This is a genomic window from Chitinophagales bacterium (assembly GCA_013816805.1).
GTDB lineage: Bacteria > Bacteroidota > Bacteroidia > Chitinophagales > UBA10324 > MGR-bin340.
Genome location: JACDDS010000006.1, coordinates 99,827 through 116,840, shown reverse-complemented (window position 1 = coordinate 116,840; position 17,014 = coordinate 99,827). Strand labels below are relative to the sequence as shown.

Sequence of the window (17,014 nt, the reverse complement as noted above, 5' to 3'; positions counted from 1 at the left end):
TTTTATCAATAATTCAGGTGACGGTTGGGCGAAAGCAATTATGCGAATACAGCTCTTTTTTCATTTATGAGATCAGATGCCACTTCACCGTCCCTTATCCGTACAATACGATGCGCAAATAAGGAAATATCTTCTTCATGGGTAACCAATATCACCGTATTGCCTGCAGCATGGATCTTATCAAAGATTCCCATGATTTCGTTGGAAGTTTTACTATCGAGATTTCCTGTAGGCTCATCAGCTAAAATAATAGAGGGATTATTTACAAGCGCTCTGGCAATAGCCACTCTTTGTTTTTGTCCTCCTGAGAGTTCATTAGGCTTGTGATCCACTCGATCTTCAAGCCCAACAGCCTTAAGCATTGCCATTGCCTGCTGTTCCCTGAAAGTCCTGTTTTTGCCGGCATAAATTAATGGTAAAGCTACATTCTCCAAAGCCGTCATTCTGGGCATCAGATTAAAAGTCTGAAAAACAAAACCGATCTCCTTGTTGCGAATTATAGCAAGATCATTATCGCTTAATATACTTACATCCTGCCCGTTTAAAAAATATTGACCGCTGGTAGCTGTGTCCAGCGCACCTAAAAGGTTCATTAAAGTAGACTTCCCAGAACCCGAAGGCCCCATTAATGCGACATATTCATTCTTATGTATTGAAAGCGTAATATTTTTTAGTGCAGGTATTATCACCTTTTCAATAACATAATTCTTCGATATATTTTGCAGGGAAATAACTTCAGGCATATTTTATAATTAACGTTTGATTAAAGTATATTTTTCAGTGAAACACTTAAGATTCTTTATGATGCCCGGCCGTTAATTTCTGATGTCTGTTCCTGAATTCATATACTTTTAACTGGTGATCTATGAGGGTAAATACCTTATTTTTTAGCATTGGCAAATCAGCCATAGTCATGCCGTGGGTTTCAACTGGCGAATGTACAAACACTCTTGCTATTCCCGGACGGCCATACATTTTCCAACCATCCACAAAAAGAATTTTGCCATTGTCTGCCATGGTTACGGGCACAATGGGAACCTGTTTTTCTATTGCTAACCGAAATGGCCCATTTTTAAAACGTTCTAATTCCGGTTGATGAGATCCAATAGTACCTTCCGGATATACCACTATATTAATACCCTCGTCCAGACTTTCTCCTGCCTTTTGATTCGCCTTATAAGATTCACGCAGGTTTCGTCTGTCAACAGTAATATCAAGGCGTTTAAAAAAAATATTAAGAACCGGAATGGTACTCAATTCCGTTTTAGCCATAAAGCGCCAGTTTCTTTTTACCACCAATGCGCTCATTGGAATATCAATATAGGAAAAGTGATTCGGGCAGAAAATATAGGTTTGGCTACGGTCCAGAATTTTTTCGTACCGTATTTCATAAATAATTCCGGTAAATAAAAAGAGTATCCGAGCCCAAACTACCCTTAACCAATTTACCTCAGGAAACCATTTTTCTTTTGACAATAAGATCAGGAAAGCGGGATATAAAACAAGAAATATTAATGTAAATATTAAGAAGTAATAATATGCCCATAGAACCTTGAGAAGATATAGTCCATTTTTCACAACCATAAAATTATTTGCCAAATTAATAACTTGAATTTCACTGGTAGTAACTGTTTAAAATTATTTACTCAAAGTAACTTTAATTTCAGATTTTAAAAGTTGATAATGCGATGGAATTTTGAGCAATTCTCAATTTATATTACTTTGCTGCTATGGAAACGGTGGTTAGCGGCATTCGGCCAACTGGTAATTTACATCTCGGAAATTACTTCGGAGCCATACAGAATTTTTTGAAGATGCAGGATGATTACCTCTGTTTCTTTTTTATTGCCGATTACCATTCTCTTACAACTCATCCTCATCCAGTTGATTTACATGGTTCCGTGCGGCAGGTGCTGGCAGAATATCTTGCGTGCGGTTTAAATCCTGATAAAGCCACCATATATATACAAAGCGATTTACCTGAAACGGCAGAACTTTACTTATTTCTAAATATGCTCTCGTACGTGGGTGAATTGGAGCGCGGTACCTCATTCAAAGAGAAAGTGAGTAAAAATCCGGGTAATGTTAATGCAGGATTACTTACCTATCCTGTTTTAATGGCTGCAGATATAATCCTGCACAAAGCGGATAAAGTACCTGTCGGGAAAGATCAGAAACAACACCTTGAAATGACCAGGAATTTTGCAGTTCGATTTAACCACCTGTATGGAGTTGATTACTTTCCGGAACCTCAGGCCTTCAATTTTTCCAACGAGCTTGTAAAAGTACTTGGTCTAGACGGATCCGGAAAAATGGGAAAATCCGAAGGAGAAGGCAACGCTGTTTTTCTGGTTGATGAACCGGACCTTATCCGAAAAAAAGTAATGAAAGCTGTAACTGATTCCGGACCCGGACAAACAAATGAAACAAAATCAGAATCAATTCAGAATCTTTTTAACCTGATGAAACTGGTGTCCTCTGCAGATAAAACTGATTATTTCGAGAACCAATATGATAACGGGACCATCCGCTACGGAGATATGAAAAAGCAACTTGCTGAAGATATAATTGAATTCACATCCCCTATACGGTTAAAGGCAAATGAATATGCTTCCGATAATAACTTTTTGCATGAAGTGGTGAAATCCGGAATGGAAAAAGCTAAAGCAAGTGCTTCAAAAACAATAAGGGAGGTACGCGAAATAATAGGTATAAAAAAATTCTAGATTATTATCTTCACACAAATCTTCAATATTTCACGGTGGAAAGCAGCCCTATTCAAGAAAATTATGATGAGTTGCCGCTATTAAGTAATACACTTTAACCTGATAAATGGCAAAAAAAGAAATAAAGTCTTCCACCATAAAGCATATTGCTGTTGCAGGTAACATAGGAGCTGGAAAGACTACGCTGACAACACTGCTCGCTAAACATTTTAACTGGGAACCGCACTATGAGGATGTAGATAACAATCCTTATCTGTACGATTTTTATGAAAATATGCCACGATGGTCATTTAACCTGCAGATTTATTTTTTAAATAGCCGGTTTGGCCAGATCGTGAAAATTCAGCAGGGCGATACTACTGTGATTCAGGACCGAACCATCTATGAAGATGCTCAGATTTTTGCTCCAAACCTGCATGCAATGGGCCTGATGACCAGGCGCGATTTTGAAAATTATACAAGTTTATATAAAACCATTAGTGCGCTTATTAAGCCTCCGGATCTTTTAATTTATCTGCGCGGTTCTATCGGCGCCCTTGTGGGGCAAATTCAAAAACGAGGACGTGAGTATGAAGATAACCTGCGCCTCGATTATTTAAGACGCCTTAATGAATACTATGAAAATTGGGTTGTAAATTACAAGCAGGGGAAACTGTTAATAATCGATATCGACAAATGCAACTTTGCAGAAAATCCCGAAGACCTCGGCTTTGTTATTAATAAAGTCAGAGCTGAATTACACGGACTTTTTTAACCCTTTTTTTATTTGTTGTCTGTTCAGCTGAAACTATGATAAACGATTTCAGCCGGTATTCATTCTACACCAGTCGCCCCAACTACTTCTTCTGCATAACTCTCCATGGTGGGACAGGTACAGATTAAATTACGGTCGCCAAAAGTATTATTGATACGCCCCACTGAAGCCCAGAATTTATTGTGTTTTAGGTAGGCTAGCGGATAAGCAGCTTTAACCCGCGGATATTTATGACTCCATTCATCCGAGGTAACCTCAAAGGCAGTATGCGGCGCGTTCTTCAAAACATTATCTGTTTTGTCCGCGTCACCATCTATCACTTCCTGTATCTCACGCCGGATGCTGATTATAGCATTACAGAACCGGTCCAGTTCTGCCTTATCTTCACTTTCCGTAGGTTCAATCATCATGGTGCCGGGAACAGGAAAGGAAACGGTAGGAGCGTGAAAATTATAATCCATCAGCCGCTTTGCTACATCCTCCACTTCAATTCCATATTTTTTATACTCACGCATATCTATAATCATTTCGTGTGCACAACGTCCTCTCTTTCCTTTATAAAGAATGGAATAATGTTTCTCTAATCTGGACTTAATATAGTTTGCATTAAGTATCGCATATTTCGTTGAAAGTGTACAACCTTCGGCACCAAGCATTTTAATGTATCCATATGAAATAATTAAGATGCTTGCGCTTCCCCATGGTGCAGATGAAATAGCAGATATACCTTTTTCACCTCCTGTTTTTATTACAGGATGCGAAGGCAGATATGGAGCTAATTTTTTTGTAACACATATAGGACCCATCCCGGGGCCGCCACCGCCATGAGGGATACTGAAAGTTTTATGCAGGTTGATGTGATTCACATCTGCCCCTACTTCCGCGGGACTGGTCAACCCTACCTGGGCATTCATATTCGCACCATCCATATAAACCAGCCCACCATTTTCATGAATGGTGCTGCAGATCTCCTTGATGCTTTCTTCAAACACGCCATGTGTTGACGGATATGTAATCATTAGTGATGAAAGATCATCTTTATGCTCTACAGCTCGTTTTTTCAAATCATCCATCTGTACATTTCCTTCCTCATCGCACTTCACCAGTACTACTTTCAAGCCTGCCATTACTGCACTTGCGGGATTAGTGCCGTGGGCCGAGGTAGGTATCAGCACTACATTACGATGTTTGTCACCTTTATCACGGTGATAAGCCCTTATCACCATCAATCCGGCATATTCTCCTTGTGCACCCGAATTTGGCTGTAGAGAACAGGCTTCAAATCCCGTAATCTTACAAAGATCATTTTCTAATTCCTGAATAATCTCAAGATATCCTTTCACCTGATCAGCCGGCACAAAAGGATGTATCTGTGAAAATTCCGGAAAGCTTACCGGAATCATTTCAGCTGCAGCGTTCAGCTTCATAGTGCACGAACCAAGTGGTATCATAGAAGTATTGAGTGCCAGATCCCTGCTTTCTAAAAGCTTTAGGTATCGCATCAATTGTGTTTCCGAATGATGCGTATTAAATACCGGATGGGAAAGAAAGGCGGAGGTTCTTATAACCCCTTCCGGAATCCGAACAGTGGTAAGATTAGTAGCTAATGCCTCATTGGATTGGTTGGATACTTCACGAAAAACTTTTATAATGTTTTCAATATCCTCTTCTGATGTAGTTTCATCAAGTGAAATTCCTATTTCATCACTTTCGAAAAACCGAAAATTTATCTGTGCTTTTTCTGCGAGCGATTTTATATCATTAAGAATTTCCTTTTCTCCAACACTGATCTTAAGAGTATCAAAAAAGAAATTATTGACTTGTCTGAATCCAAAGTGCCCAAGGGCATTCGCGAGAAAAATTGCACGCTGATGTACAGTAGAAGCAATTTGTTTTAGTCCGCGCGGGCCATGGTACACGGCATACATTGCAGCTATGTTTGCGAGTAAGGCCTGTGCGGTGCAAATATTTGAAGTTGCTTTTTCACGCCGGATATGCTGCTCGCGGGTTTGCAGTGCCATTCGATAGGCAGGATTGCCGTGTGAATCCACGGACACTCCGATAATTCTGCCCGGCATCTGACGCTTATACATATCTGTTGCAGCAAAATATGCCGCATGAGGCCCTCCAAATCCAATGGGCACCCCAAACCGCTGTGCAGATCCAATTGCAACGTCCGCGCCCATCTCACCAGGCGATTTCAACAATGTTAATGCTAACAGGTCAGCTGCTACAATTACTTTAATCCCCTGCTCATGTGCCTGCTCTATAAATGCGGAATAATCATCTACCAAGCCATCATCATCAGGATATTGAAGAATGGCACCGAATATATTTTCATTCCATTTTATATCACGGTGACTGGCTATTGTTAATGTAATACCAAGCGGAAATGCACGTGTCTTTAAAACATCTGTGGTTTGGGGAAATAATTTATCCGAAACAAAAAATTCATATTTTTTTGATTCAGATGGTCCCCTTGAATGAAATAGCATCAGCATGGATTCTGCAGCAGCCGTTGCTTCATCGAGTAACGAAGCATTTGCTACATCCAAGCCTGTAAGATCAATCACCATCGTCTGAAAATTAAGCAGCGATTCAAGACGACCCTGCGCAATCTCTGCCTGGTAGGGAGTGTATTGTGTGTACCAACCCGGATTCTCAAAAAGATTTCGTAGAATGACAGGTGGTGTAATGGTTCCATAATAGCCCATCCCTATATAGCTGCGATACTGCTTGTTCCTCTTCGCGATATTTCCGATCTTAATTAAATATTCATATTCACTCAATCCGGGTGCTATATCCAGAGCATGGGTTAATCGAATGCTTTCAGGAACAGATTCACCGATTAACTGATCAAGTGATTCGGCACCTACTTCATGAAGCATTTCTTTTAAATCTGACTCTTCAATACCAATGTGCCGCGCGGCAAAACCAGTAGGAATATTATTAGAAGTCATGTGAATGGAAAATATTTTTTTATGTCCGCAAAGTTAATTGATAATGAGTAAAAATTAAGATGAGTTCCCTATATAAGAACACTCCTGCATATTAAAAAGCGGTAAGAATTACAATGAAGGAATGGCAATACTGGATCAATAAATTTAACTGATTGCTTTTGCAATGAGGTATGCAGCAGCTGCAGCAAGGGTTCCAATGCCTGCAGTACTCCAGGCACCAGACCAGCGTGGCTGATCCGTTAGTTTTGCTTTCAAATATCCGAATAGAAAAAGTGCAGCTAAGGTGATAGCAGAGGAAATAAGCAATCCATCATAAGGCCGGGAAGTTATAAAGTATGCACTTAAAGGAATCATTCCACCAACAATATAGGATACTGCTATATTAAAAGCGCTTTTTCTGGCACGATTAATTCTTGGTTCTTCCAACCCTAATTCAAACTTCATCATAAAATCAACCCATTTATCTTTATTTAGTGACAGCTCATCTGCTACTTTATGCTGCGTGTCATTTGAAATTCCATACTCAGAAAGCATTTCGCGGATCTCTTTCTTCTCCACCTCAGGCAAGTATTCTACTTCTTCATATTCCCGCTTTACTTCAGTGTAATAGTGATCTGAATCAGTTCGCCCGGCAAGATATCCACCGAGGCCCATAGCAATGGACCCTGCAACAATTTCCGCAATACCAGCAGTGATAATAACGAAATTGGAATCTACTGCTCCGCTCAACCCGGCAGCAAGCGCAAAGGGAACGGTTAGGCCGTCCGCCATGCCAATCACTATATCTTTAACAACATCCGGGCTTTTGAAATGTTTTTCTTCATGCATTTAATCGAACTGCTTTTTAGCAAAAGGAACAAATAAAAATTTGGTAAAGGAATGCAATTTTTACCGCTCTGAAATTATTTCTTAAACAGAATAAATATACTTTGCTAAATTCATTACGGTAAAAACCGACTACTATGGGCTTGGATATTACTAAACGGTTAAACCTTCGGCAAAAAATAAAAATTGCTATTATAGTCACTATATTAGGGTTGATTTCAAATGGAATTTCTGCATTTCCGTTACAAACCGAGCTGGCCATAGTTATTCATAAAATGAAATTCCTCCCGACATTCCTGCTTGACTGGCTCCATACTGTCTATACCGCTGTTACGGAGAATAACAATAAATATCCTTTTATGGTATATGGCTATTACTGGCTGGGCTTTGCACATTTTCTTATTGCGATTGCTTTCCTTGGCCCATTGCGTGATCCGATACGCAACCATTGGGTTATACAGTGGGGAATGATTGCGGCGTTGCTTTCCGTTGTAATGGCTTTAGTTATCGAACCCATGCGGGAAGTGCCTTTTTTCTGGGCGTTATTGGATGCTGCAGTGGCGGCGGCGGGATTTATTGTTTTGTGGCTATGTAACAGATGGATTCAGAAATTAATAAAAATGAAATGACTTATTATTAAATAATTGAATCAGCCTGTGAACAAAAGCAACACCCTAGAAACGTAGCTAGCAGCGCTTTTGTAATCATTTTAACTATAGGTAATTACCTGAGCTTAACGGGGACTGAAAACATAAGAGCGATCCATATCGTGACTTTACCAACGTGCGGTGCAGCAATTGCCATCTTATTGCAAAATGTTGCGGCAATAATCATAAAAAGAAATAACCGCTGACATCTCTCTCACTTCAGCTTTTCAAGCCCTTTTCTTAATTTCGTAATTGACTCTTCAATCTCACTTAGCTTGCACGTTCCTACGCTTAAACGGTACCACGTAGAATCATGTGAAGAACCAAAAGCATAAAATGGTACTAATGCAATGCCGCATTCATTCAATAAATATTCAGTCACATCTTCTGTATGCTTAATTAACCTGCCATCTGCCGTTTGCCTGTCTTTGAGATCAACCTGCACCGTCAGGTATAAGGCAGCCTCCGGAGCAATTGCATCTACCTTATGACCTTCCTTTTTTAAATCCATAAACCCTTTATAAATCCCTTCCAACCGCAAATCAATCTGTTCCCTGAATTGCGATAAAAAATTACGGATAGGCCCTTTCATCTTTAAATAATTTGCAACTGCTACCTGCTCCGGCTTGGGAGCCCATGCCCCGATGTGAGAAAGTATGGATTTCATTTTATCTATTATATACTGTGGACCAAAGGCCCATCCAACTCTTAAACCCGTTGCTGCAAAAGATTTCGAAATCCCATCGATAAAAATGGTATAATGCTTCATTTCAGGTCGCACCGTAACAGGGCTGTGATGAACTGTTTCTCCGTAAGTAAGCAGCCAGTACATCTGATCATATAGCACATATAGCGGCTTTTCATCAGGACCGCGACGTTCGTTTTCCTCGAGTACCAGATCACATATCTCTGAAAGTTTTTCCTTAGAAAATGTGGTGCCTGTAGGATTCTGGGGAGAGCAAAGAGCAAGTAAAGTAGCCTTTTTAATGTGGGGACGCATCTGCTCGGCAACAGGCATAAAGCCATTTTCCCTAGTGGCTTCAACCATAATTGGCTGTGCACCTGAAAGATGGCAGTAATGGTTGTTATTCCACGATGGAACAGCGAAGATAACGCTGTCGCCAGGCTGAATTAAAGTGAGGTAAGCAGCATAAATGGCAGGGCGTCCTCCACTTGTTATCAGAATTTCATTTGGGGAATAATGAATACCTGCTTCCGTCAAAAAATTGCTCACCTCTCTTCGCAATTCCGGAATTCCGTTAGCCATTGGGTAATTTGTCTGCTTATTACGGTAAGCAGCAATTACTTCTTTCTCCAACTCTTCTGGAATGGGAAATATTTCAGGATCAAAATCACCAATGGTAAAATTGAGAATCGGTTCTCCCTTTTTAATTTTCTCATTCACTTCCGCTGCAAGCTTGATGATCTCCGAACCTATTAATGATTCAGCCATTTCAGAAACTATGTGTTTTTTTTCAGGAGCTGTTGCAGTAGCCATAAGATGATGCTAAAAAAGGTTAAGATGTTAGATAAACTATTTTTTTCCTATAGGCACATAATCGCAGGATAGCTATTAATCAATTATGGTCAATCATTGATTCACGTGCCAAATCAAAGTTGTCTTCTTCTTCTTTATACTTCATAATCATTCCAAGCACGTCGGGAACTACATCTGAACAAATGGTAATAAACGATCCTCTTTTTCCATTCCTGATAACATGTTCAATGGCTTCCGTTTCACTCGGAATTACATTAACTTTCTTATGTTCATTTACGGCTGCAATCCCCTTCATCATCAACTCAATGATTTCTTCGGGAGTTCTTCCTCTCAGATTTTTATCCTGCCGGATTACTATTTCATCAAAGGTTCGTGCGGCAACGCTTCCTAGTTCCAATATGTCTTCATCACGCCGGTCTCCTACTCCTGCTATTACCCCGACTTTTGGTTTACCATCTATTTTTTCAACAAATTTAGAAAGTTGCTCCAGCCCGGCAGTGTTATGTGCATAGTCTACTAAAACCTGAAAATTCTTAAATTGGAAAAGGTTCATTCTGCCTGGTGTGGTGGCAGGCGACGGAATAAATGTTTCCAGTGCCGAGCGGATGTCTTCAATCTTAATTCCCCTCATAAAACAACTAAGCACTGCCGGTAAAATATTCTGAACATTAAAAACTGCCTTACCTCCAAATGTTAATGGAATAGTTGCAATCTTATCCACACGAATTTTCCAGTTTCCTTTCATAATAGTAACGTAACCATTCTCAGCTACTGCAGCCAGCTTACCTAAGCTGCAGTGCTCCATGATGTATGGATTTTTTTCATCCATACTAAACAATGCGACGTTACACTTAACATCACTTCTCATTTTATACACCAGTTCGTCGTCTGCATTGAGTATGGCATAACCATCCGCTGTTACACTTTCAGGAATCACTCCTTTTACCCTTGCAAGCTGTTTAATAGTGTCAATACCCATCAATCCAAGATGGTCTGGCTGTACATTCGTAACGATACCGATGTCGCAATGGTCAAATCCAAGGCCGGCGCGTAAAATGCCACCCCGCGCCGTCTCCAGCACTGCAAATTCTACAGTAGGATCCTTTAAAATAAACTGCGCGGATACGGGACCAGTACAGTCACCCTGCATCATCAATTGATTTTGTATGTAGATGCCATCCGTGGTAGTAAACCCTACACGGTAGCCTACCTGCTTAAGGATATGGGCAATCAGCCGCGTAGTGGTTGTTTTACCGTTAGTTCCGGTAATAGCAATAATGGGAATACGGGAGGAAGTGCCAGGAGGAAACAACATATTAATTACGGGTTCCGCTACATTGCGGGGCAACCCATCGGTAGGTGCCAAATGCATTCGAAAACCCGGAGCAGCATTTACTTCAAGAACTGCTCCTCCGATATCATTTATTGGTTCGCTTAGATCAGGGGTCATAATATCAATACCACAAATATCAAGGCCTATAATACGGGCAATCCGTTCACACATAAAAATATTGTCAGGGTGAACCAGGTCCGTAATATCCGTTGCTGTTCCTCCGGTGGAAATGTTCGCAGTTGGCTTTAACAAGATTTCCTGCCCGAAAGGCGGCACCGTATCAAGGGTCAGCCGGCCTTCTTTTAAAATACTCATAGTAAAATCATCCACCTTAATAGCCGTAAGCACTTTTTCATGGCCATAGCCCCGGCGTGAATCACAGTTTACCTCATCTATCAATTGCTGAATGGTAGCATTACCATCACCGGTTACTGAGGCAGGTGTTCTTCTGGCTGCAGCCACATACTTGTAATCAATTACAAGTACGCGGTGATCATGACCTGAAATAAATTTCTCCACAATTACAGAATCTGAATATTTTTTTGCTGCCAGAAGGCCATTCTGAGCATCGTCCCAGTTGCGGATGTTTGTAGTAGCTCCTTTTCCATGGTTACTATTTATGGGTTTAGTGACTACAGGATATCCGATCTTTTTTATTGCATCACGCAATTCATAAACATCGCAGCAGATCATACCTTTAGGAACAGGAATTTCTGCTTTCTCCAGCAAATTTTTTGTTTCCTCTTTATCACCGGCTATCTCAACACCAATGCTGCTGGTAGTGCTGGCCACTGTAGCCTGAACCCTTTTCTGGTTTACCCCAAAACCAAGCTGAACCAGGGAACGTTTATTCAATCGAATGTATGGAATGCCGCGCATAACCGCTTCATCAACCAACGAACCTGTGCTGGGGCCTAAACGGTATTCTTCACGTATTTCACGAAGGGCCTGAATATCTTCCGCCAGCTGATATTGCTTTCCCTCTATAAGAGCCTGAGCAATTCTTACTGCCGCTTTTGCTGTATAAATGCCAGCTTCTGCTTCCAGGTATGCGAATACAACATTATAAACTCCTTTCTGAGATGCTTCTCTTGTTCTTCCGAAACCAACATCCATTCCTGCCAGGGTCTGTATCTCCAGAGCCATATGTTCGATTACATGCCCCATCCACGTACCCTTTTCCACACGATACAGAAAACCTCCCTTGCTTCCTTCCGAGCAATGATGTTCATACAGGCCGGGGAGTAGTTGTTGAAGGCGGTCCCGAAACCCGGGTATTTTATTCGTAGGGTATTCTTCCAGATTCTGCAGATCAAGCTTCATTACTATAAGCTTATGCCTTCGAACGGACCAATAATTAGGACCATTCATAACCCGAATATTAAGGATCTCCATATTAAAAGGTAAGGATTATTATTCTAATTCAAGCGGTAGTATTGTGAAATCAAGAAAATGAGGAGCATTACTGTAGCAACACAACCTTTATTTTTCAAACATAACTGAAATTTTTCCAACATTAAAGTCAGCCATGTGGAAATCTTTTATTACAATTTCAGCCACTACCATAAGTCTCCTTATTTTTGTGTGTACCATTTCTTTTCTGATGCCTGTTATTAAAGGAAAAATTATTGCAATCGGAGGTGCTGAAGATAAAGGGACAGACCTTGAGTTAGGTGTGATCCATAGAAATAATCTTAATTTTTTTGAGCTTGGCATTTTAAGGCGGATTGTTTCAGAATCAGGTGGAAGTAATGCACGCATTGAGGTAATAACTACTGCTTCATCTTCACCTGTTGAAGTAGGTAATAATTACATAAATGCCTTTTCAAAAATCGGATGTAGTAATGTGGGGCATCTGCCTATCCGGGAAAGAGAGGAGGTTAAAGAAAAAGATTTATTAAAGCGGATTAAAAGAGCTAACTGTGTAATGTTTTCAGGAGGAAATCAATACCGGTTGACAACTACGTTTGGAGGTACTGAATTTCTCGATATTCTTCACCATCGTTTACAAAAGGAAGAATTTGTGATTGCAGGAACGAGTGCAGGCGCTATGGCAATGTCATCCACAATGATTTATGAAGGAAGCACAGGAAGTGCACATTTAAAAGGAGAAGTAAAAATTGCTACGGGATTGGGCTTTACCAGGGATGTAATCTTTGATTCTCATTTTGATAAGCGTGGACGTTTTGCCCGTTTAGTTCAGGCTATTGCATCGAACCCTTCATGTCTTGGAATTGGCTTGGGAGAAGATACAGGGATGATTATTAGTGAAGGCAACCATATGGAGGCATTTGGATCGGGGATGGTAATAGTAATTGATGGTCACCATATCAGGCATTCAAATATTGCAGACCTTCCTATGGGAAATCCAATATCCGTGGAAAATCTGATGGTTCATTTCATGTCTTCAGGAGATCGCTTCAGCATTAAAAGCAGAAAGTTTGATGCAAAAAACTTAGAGATAAAAAAAGCAGTTTAATTGCTGATGCATTATTACATAAATTATTGGAATTACGTTGCAGGTTATTCTACTCAAAAAGATTCAGTCTCCCATTCTTCCTTCACAAAATTAAACCATGCAGGCTTTGCAGCAGCTGTTCTGCAATCTCTGAGATATTCAGAACATTAATTTACTATGTGCTGGATACAGGGTCTTTTTTATAAAGAATTTTCATAAGTGAAATAAGTGAGGCAATAGTCCAAATTCCTTCCAGGATAATAAAAGGAATATAATGTATTAGCATGGAAGCATAACAGGTTAGTGCGGCTCCAATTACATTCATTACTAAATATGAAATACTATTTTGCGAAAGTTTTCCTAAAAGGTTTAACAAATATGCCACCAGCACAATACCTACCCCGGCAAAGCCAATCCAATCCTGCAAAGTCATATTATAATTAAATAAAATTCGAAACTTAAATACTTTCCAGGTTTTTTAATGTGAATTCGTTTTGAACATTTCCAGTATTGAGGGTTTCCGAAGGCTCAAAAAGAAGCACCTCCGCTTCTTCTTCTGCATTGGGTCTGTGCTCTATGCCATGGGGTACAATGATAAATTCGCCTTCATTTAATCCAATAGTTTTATCCCGGAATTCCATATTAAACGACCCTTTTATCACTAAGAATAGCTCATCTTCCAGCTCATGCTTATGCCAGGTAAACGGACCTTTAAACTTAACCAGTTTTATTAATTGTCCATTTAATTTACCGGCAACTTTTGGATTCCAATGATCGGAAAACTGAGAAAATTTTTCCTGAAGATTTACTTTGACCATTTTGATAAATTAGAAGTTTTCAATAAATATTAGTGAAGTTTAAACAACATCTGTAGTTCAATGATATTTTTTAACTACAGTGTTCTTTTCTTATCTAATATCGCATTTGTAATCCTGCTGATACATATCAACTGCTCATTCTCGTTATAAATTTTTATCTCCCACACTTGCGTAGAACGCCCAAGATGGATAGGCCTGGTAATGCCTGTTACAAAACCATCATTGATAGACCTGATATGATTGGCATTAATTTCAAGGCCTACTACCAATTTCGTTTCACTATCCACACACAGTACGGAAGCCATACTGCCTAATGATTCAGCGAGCGTTACCGAAGCTCCTCCATGGAGCAATCCCATTGGTTGTTTCGTCCTATGATCCACCGGCATTTTTGCCTTAATATAGTCATCACCTATTTCCAGGAATTCAATACCAATATGTTCCTGCATGGTGTTACGATGCCATTCCTTTAAGTACTTAATATCAATAGGCTGATTCCAGATAGAATTCATAATATTTTACAGGTTATTTAAAAGATTAATCGAACTGCTGATTTCGGAATAAATTTCTAAATAGCGTCAAGTGCATTACCTAAATCATTCATAATATCTTTCACATCTTCAATGCCGACGCTTAAGCGAATCAATCCGTCTGTAATTCCATACTGTTGACAGATTTCCTTTGCCACGCCCACATGGCTCATGCTTGCAGGATGCTGAATTATCGTATCTACAGTTCCCAATGAAACAGCAAGAGAACAAAGTTTAATATGACGTAATAATTTCTTTCCTGCCTCAAGCCCGCCTTTGAGATCGAAGCTAAGCATGCCACCAAAATCACGCATCTGTTTTTTTGCAAGAAGATGATCAGGATGAGATGGCAGCCCGCAATAGTTTACCCTGGATATTTTTGTATTTGCTCCCAGGAACTCTGCTACCTGAAGTGCATTACTGCAATGGCGTTGCATACGCACCTCCAGCGTTTTCATCCCCTGCAACAGTAACCAGGAATCAAATGCACTGCTATTTGTTCCCAGCAATTTCAAATACTGAAAAACATCCTTTTCCATGAAATCAATGTTCTTCCCAACCATTACTCCACTGATAGAATTACCATGGCCATTTAAGTATTTTGTTGAAGAATGAACCACAAAATCGACACCATATGCAAATGGTTGCTGCAGATAAGGAGAGGCGAAAGTGTTATCTACGGCAACAAGCTGATTATTTTTTTTTGCTATCTGACACAGCGATTCAATATCATAGCAATCAATGGTAGGATTAGAGGGTGTCTCAATATAAATCATCTTCACATTTTTATCTGAAGAAGATATTCGTTCTATTTCGTTAAGATTCTTCAGTTCAGTAATTAAGGGAGTGATGCCAAACTGACTTAAGATTTTGGTAAGCAGTTCGTTGGTACCACCATACAATGTACCCTGCACAATTACTTTGTCTCCAGGTTTCAGAGTCGACATAAACAGCGTCTGAATAGCTCCCATTCCACTGCTGAATAACCTTGCTTTTAATTTCAGATTTTCTGTATTTCCTAATCCGCAGCCTTCGAGAGCAGCTACTTTATTTTCAGCCAGTTCAATGGTAGGATTGCTCCACCTCGAATAGATAAATCCTTTTTTTTCTCCAAGAAAAATTTCCATCAACGCTTCCGGATCATCATATGAAAAAGTAGTAGACGCTACAATGGGTTCCATGTGCGGTCGGGCAAAATCAAATTTGGTATTGGGATTTCTTACACATAGAGATCCGAAATGTAAATCCATAAAATCAGTATTAATTATCAAAGGTAGAAGAAAGCAATTATGCCAATTCGATTGGAAAAACTTTAGGGCTCTAATGGAAGCATTTCTTTAATCTAAATTTACTACGGAAAATAGTCTGCAGTAATATTATTTAACAACGACACTTTGTAATGAAAAAATTTATAAAAGAATATGTAGCCTATAATTTTTGGGCAAACAAGCGCCTTTGCGATATAATTGATGCGTTAAATGATGAGCAGTTAAACAAGGAAATGGTAAGCAGTTTTCCCACCATAAAGAAAATGCTGTTACACATTTGGGATGCACAGGATATTTGGATGGAACGCTTTGATGGACTTTCGCCTGCCACGTGGCCATCGTCTGATTTTAATGGATCAAAAAAAGATTTAATTGCGGGTGTACTAAAGTCATCTGAATTACTTAATCAAAAGGTATTGAATTATAGTAAGAAGGATCTAAAGCAGGAAGTTGCTTACACCACAATGAAAGGTAATTCAGGCAAATCTCCGGTTTATGAAATGCTGGCCCACGTTGTAAATCATGGGAGCTATCACCGCGGACAGCTGATTTCCATGTTGCGTGCAGCAGGAATCACTGACCTGCCGGCCACTGATCTAATTGCCTACCTCCGTGAAAATAAAATCAACGAGTTACCGCTTGTAAAAAAATAATTTGAAAGCTTAACTCTTAATCTTCGCAAGAGACATATAATTCAGGGAATCGAACTGAAGTGTGAGTAAATCATTTTCAAATTTTATAAGGACAGAGTCATTCTCATTGTCAATCTTGGTGTAGAGCATGTTCTTTTTGGTATCAACAGACCATGTTCCGTTTTTTGTTTGACTTGGTTCGGCTTCAGTAAAAGAACCATCCTGCTTGAATTCCCAAACGCTCGAATTCTTTGAAGAATCCTGCTGCAAGTGAAAAGTATCCAGGCTTTTTTGCATATCATTTAATTGAGCCTGCAAATGGCGAATCTGTGAAGTATCAGTTGTTTTGCCTATACTGTCTTTCATCATTTGGACTTGCATCTGACCCATTTGTTCCATTTGATCCAGCATTTGAATTTTCATCTCTGAAATTCTCCATTTTCCTACAAGCTGAGTTTTTAAATCTGTAGGATGCGTACAGGATATAATAGCTGTTAAAAAAAGCAGTAGCATCAATTTCAAATTAAAGCGCATGGAATAACAGTTTTTAGTGTTTAGGGAGGGC

At 39.7% G+C, this 17,014-nt stretch carries 16 protein-coding genes; 5 read left to right on the top strand and 11 right to left on the bottom strand.

What is annotated here, in order from left to right; translation table 11 throughout:
* Nucleotides 1–38: 38 nt before the first annotated feature.
* Together H0W62_06725 and H0W62_06720 are read right to left on the bottom strand one after the other, a co-directional pair.
* Nucleotides 39–743, bottom strand: a complete 705-nt coding sequence (locus H0W62_06725; protein ID MBA3648233.1) for an ABC transporter ATP-binding protein — start codon at nucleotides 741–743, stop codon at nucleotides 39–41.
* Nucleotides 744–789: 46 nt separating this feature from the next.
* On the bottom strand, nucleotides 790–1,578 hold the full coding sequence (locus H0W62_06720; GenBank protein MBA3648232.1) for a 1-acyl-sn-glycerol-3-phosphate acyltransferase: 789 nt from the start codon (nucleotides 1,576–1,578) through the stop codon (nucleotides 790–792).
* A 152-nt stretch (nucleotides 1,579–1,730) separates the two neighbouring features.
* Between H0W62_06720 and trpS the strand changes: the two genes are divergently transcribed.
* Both trpS and H0W62_06710 read left to right on the top strand, forming a co-directional pair.
* The gene (trpS, locus tag H0W62_06715; GenBank protein MBA3648231.1) at nucleotides 1,731–2,726 is read left to right on the top strand and encodes a tryptophan--tRNA ligase; all 996 of its coding nucleotides are present in this window, start codon (nucleotides 1,731–1,733) and stop codon (nucleotides 2,724–2,726) included.
* 106 nt (nucleotides 2,727–2,832) lie between these two features.
* Entirely contained in the window at nucleotides 2,833–3,480 is a 648-nt protein-coding gene (locus H0W62_06710; GenBank protein ID MBA3648230.1) for a deoxynucleoside kinase, read from the top strand.
* Between the two features lie 59 nt (nucleotides 3,481–3,539).
* Here H0W62_06710 and gcvP read toward each other — a convergent pair whose 3' ends face one another.
* Nucleotides 3,540–6,440: an aminomethyl-transferring glycine dehydrogenase gene (gene gcvP, locus H0W62_06705; GenBank protein ID MBA3648229.1), complete on the bottom strand. Its 2,901-nt coding sequence runs from the start codon at nucleotides 6,438–6,440 to the stop codon at nucleotides 3,540–3,542.
* Between the two features lie 144 nt (nucleotides 6,441–6,584).
* Nucleotides 6,585–7,268, bottom strand: a complete 684-nt coding sequence (locus H0W62_06700; GenBank protein MBA3648228.1) for a VIT1/CCC1 transporter family protein — start codon at nucleotides 7,266–7,268, stop codon at nucleotides 6,585–6,587.
* A 134-nt stretch (nucleotides 7,269–7,402) separates the two neighbouring features.
* Between H0W62_06700 and H0W62_06695 the strand changes: the two genes are divergently transcribed.
* Nucleotides 7,403–7,894, top strand: coding sequence for a hypothetical protein (locus H0W62_06695; protein ID MBA3648227.1), 492 nt, complete (start codon nucleotides 7,403–7,405; stop codon nucleotides 7,892–7,894).
* Nucleotides 7,895–8,126: 232 nt separating this feature from the next.
* Here the strand turns inward: H0W62_06695 and H0W62_06690 are convergent, their stop codons facing one another.
* The gene (locus H0W62_06690) at nucleotides 8,127–9,365 is read right to left on the bottom strand and encodes an aminotransferase class I/II-fold pyridoxal phosphate-dependent enzyme (protein ID MBA3648226.1); all 1,239 of its coding nucleotides are present in this window, start codon (nucleotides 9,363–9,365) and stop codon (nucleotides 8,127–8,129) included.
* A gap of 124 nt (nucleotides 9,366–9,489) precedes the next feature.
* Nucleotides 9,490–12,138: a cyanophycin synthetase gene (gene cphA, locus H0W62_06685; GenBank protein MBA3648225.1), complete on the bottom strand. Its 2,649-nt coding sequence runs from the start codon at nucleotides 12,136–12,138 to the stop codon at nucleotides 9,490–9,492.
* A 208-nt stretch (nucleotides 12,139–12,346) separates the two neighbouring features.
* On the opposite strand from cphA, the gene H0W62_06680 reads away from it, so the two are divergent.
* On the top strand, nucleotides 12,347–13,222 hold the full coding sequence (locus tag H0W62_06680; protein MBA3648224.1) for a cyanophycinase: 876 nt from the start codon (nucleotides 12,347–12,349) through the stop codon (nucleotides 13,220–13,222).
* A 154-nt stretch (nucleotides 13,223–13,376) separates the two neighbouring features.
* Here H0W62_06680 and H0W62_06675 read toward each other — a convergent pair whose 3' ends face one another.
* The 4 genes from H0W62_06675 to H0W62_06660 form a co-directional block, all read right to left on the bottom strand.
* Entirely contained in the window at nucleotides 13,377–13,634 is a 258-nt protein-coding gene (locus tag H0W62_06675; GenBank protein MBA3648223.1) for a hypothetical protein, read from the bottom strand.
* Between the two features lie 25 nt (nucleotides 13,635–13,659).
* A complete protein-coding gene (locus H0W62_06670; GenBank protein ID MBA3648222.1) occupies nucleotides 13,660–14,019 on the bottom strand; it encodes a cupin domain-containing protein in 360 nt (119 codons plus the stop codon).
* Nucleotides 14,020–14,093: 74 nt separating this feature from the next.
* The gene (locus H0W62_06665; protein MBA3648221.1) at nucleotides 14,094–14,531 is read right to left on the bottom strand and encodes a hotdog fold thioesterase; all 438 of its coding nucleotides are present in this window, start codon (nucleotides 14,529–14,531) and stop codon (nucleotides 14,094–14,096) included.
* A gap of 56 nt (nucleotides 14,532–14,587) precedes the next feature.
* Complete coding sequence (locus tag H0W62_06660) at nucleotides 14,588–15,799, bottom strand: PLP-dependent transferase (GenBank protein MBA3648220.1); 1,212 nt, start codon at nucleotides 15,797–15,799, stop codon at nucleotides 14,588–14,590.
* Nucleotides 15,800–15,948: 149 nt separating this feature from the next.
* Between H0W62_06660 and H0W62_06655 the strand changes: the two genes are divergently transcribed.
* Nucleotides 15,949–16,470, top strand: a complete 522-nt coding sequence (locus tag H0W62_06655) for a DinB family protein (GenBank protein MBA3648219.1) — start codon at nucleotides 15,949–15,951, stop codon at nucleotides 16,468–16,470.
* Between the two features lie 9 nt (nucleotides 16,471–16,479).
* On the opposite strand, the gene H0W62_06650 is transcribed toward H0W62_06655, so the two are convergent.
* Nucleotides 16,480–16,962 (bottom strand): hypothetical protein, encoded by a 483-nt coding sequence (locus H0W62_06650; GenBank protein MBA3648218.1) that lies wholly within the window; start codon nucleotides 16,960–16,962, stop codon nucleotides 16,480–16,482.
* Nucleotides 16,963–17,014: the final 52 nt, after the last annotated feature.

Coding starts and splice junctions, on each gene's coding strand:
- H0W62_06725 (MBA3648233.1), bottom strand. CDS start 743: ATGCCTGAAGTTATTTCCCTGCAAAATATATCGAAGAATTATGTTATT.
- trpS (MBA3648231.1), top strand. CDS start 1,731: ATGGAAACGGTGGTTAGCGGCATTCGGCCAACTGGTAATTTACATCTC.
- H0W62_06710 (MBA3648230.1), top strand. CDS start 2,833: ATGGCAAAAAAAGAAATAAAGTCTTCCACCATAAAGCATATTGCTGTT.
- gcvP (MBA3648229.1), bottom strand. CDS start 6,440: ATGACTTCTAATAATATTCCTACTGGTTTTGCCGCGCGGCACATTGGT.
- H0W62_06700 (MBA3648228.1), bottom strand. CDS start 7,268: ATGCATGAAGAAAAACATTTCAAAAGCCCGGATGTTGTTAAAGATATA.
- H0W62_06695 (MBA3648227.1), top strand. CDS start 7,403: ATGGGCTTGGATATTACTAAACGGTTAAACCTTCGGCAAAAAATAAAA.
- H0W62_06690 (MBA3648226.1), bottom strand. CDS start 9,365: ATGGCTGAATCATTAATAGGTTCGGAGATCATCAAGCTTGCAGCGGAA.
- cphA (MBA3648225.1), bottom strand. CDS start 12,138: ATGGAGATCCTTAATATTCGGGTTATGAATGGTCCTAATTATTGGTCC.
- H0W62_06680 (MBA3648224.1), top strand. CDS start 12,347: ATGCCTGTTATTAAAGGAAAAATTATTGCAATCGGAGGTGCTGAAGAT.
- H0W62_06675 (MBA3648223.1), bottom strand. CDS start 13,634: ATGACTTTGCAGGATTGGATTGGCTTTGCCGGGGTAGGTATTGTGCTG.
- H0W62_06670 (MBA3648222.1), bottom strand. CDS start 14,019: ATGGTCAAAGTAAATCTTCAGGAAAAATTTTCTCAGTTTTCCGATCAT.
- H0W62_06665 (MBA3648221.1), bottom strand. CDS start 14,531: ATGAATTCTATCTGGAATCAGCCTATTGATATTAAGTACTTAAAGGAA.
- H0W62_06660 (MBA3648220.1), bottom strand. CDS start 15,799: ATGGATTTACATTTCGGATCTCTATGTGTAAGAAATCCCAATACCAAA.
- H0W62_06655 (MBA3648219.1), top strand. CDS start 15,949: ATGAAAAAATTTATAAAAGAATATGTAGCCTATAATTTTTGGGCAAAC.
- H0W62_06650 (MBA3648218.1), bottom strand. CDS start 16,962: ATGCTACTGCTTTTTTTAACAGCTATTATATCCTGTACGCATCCTACA.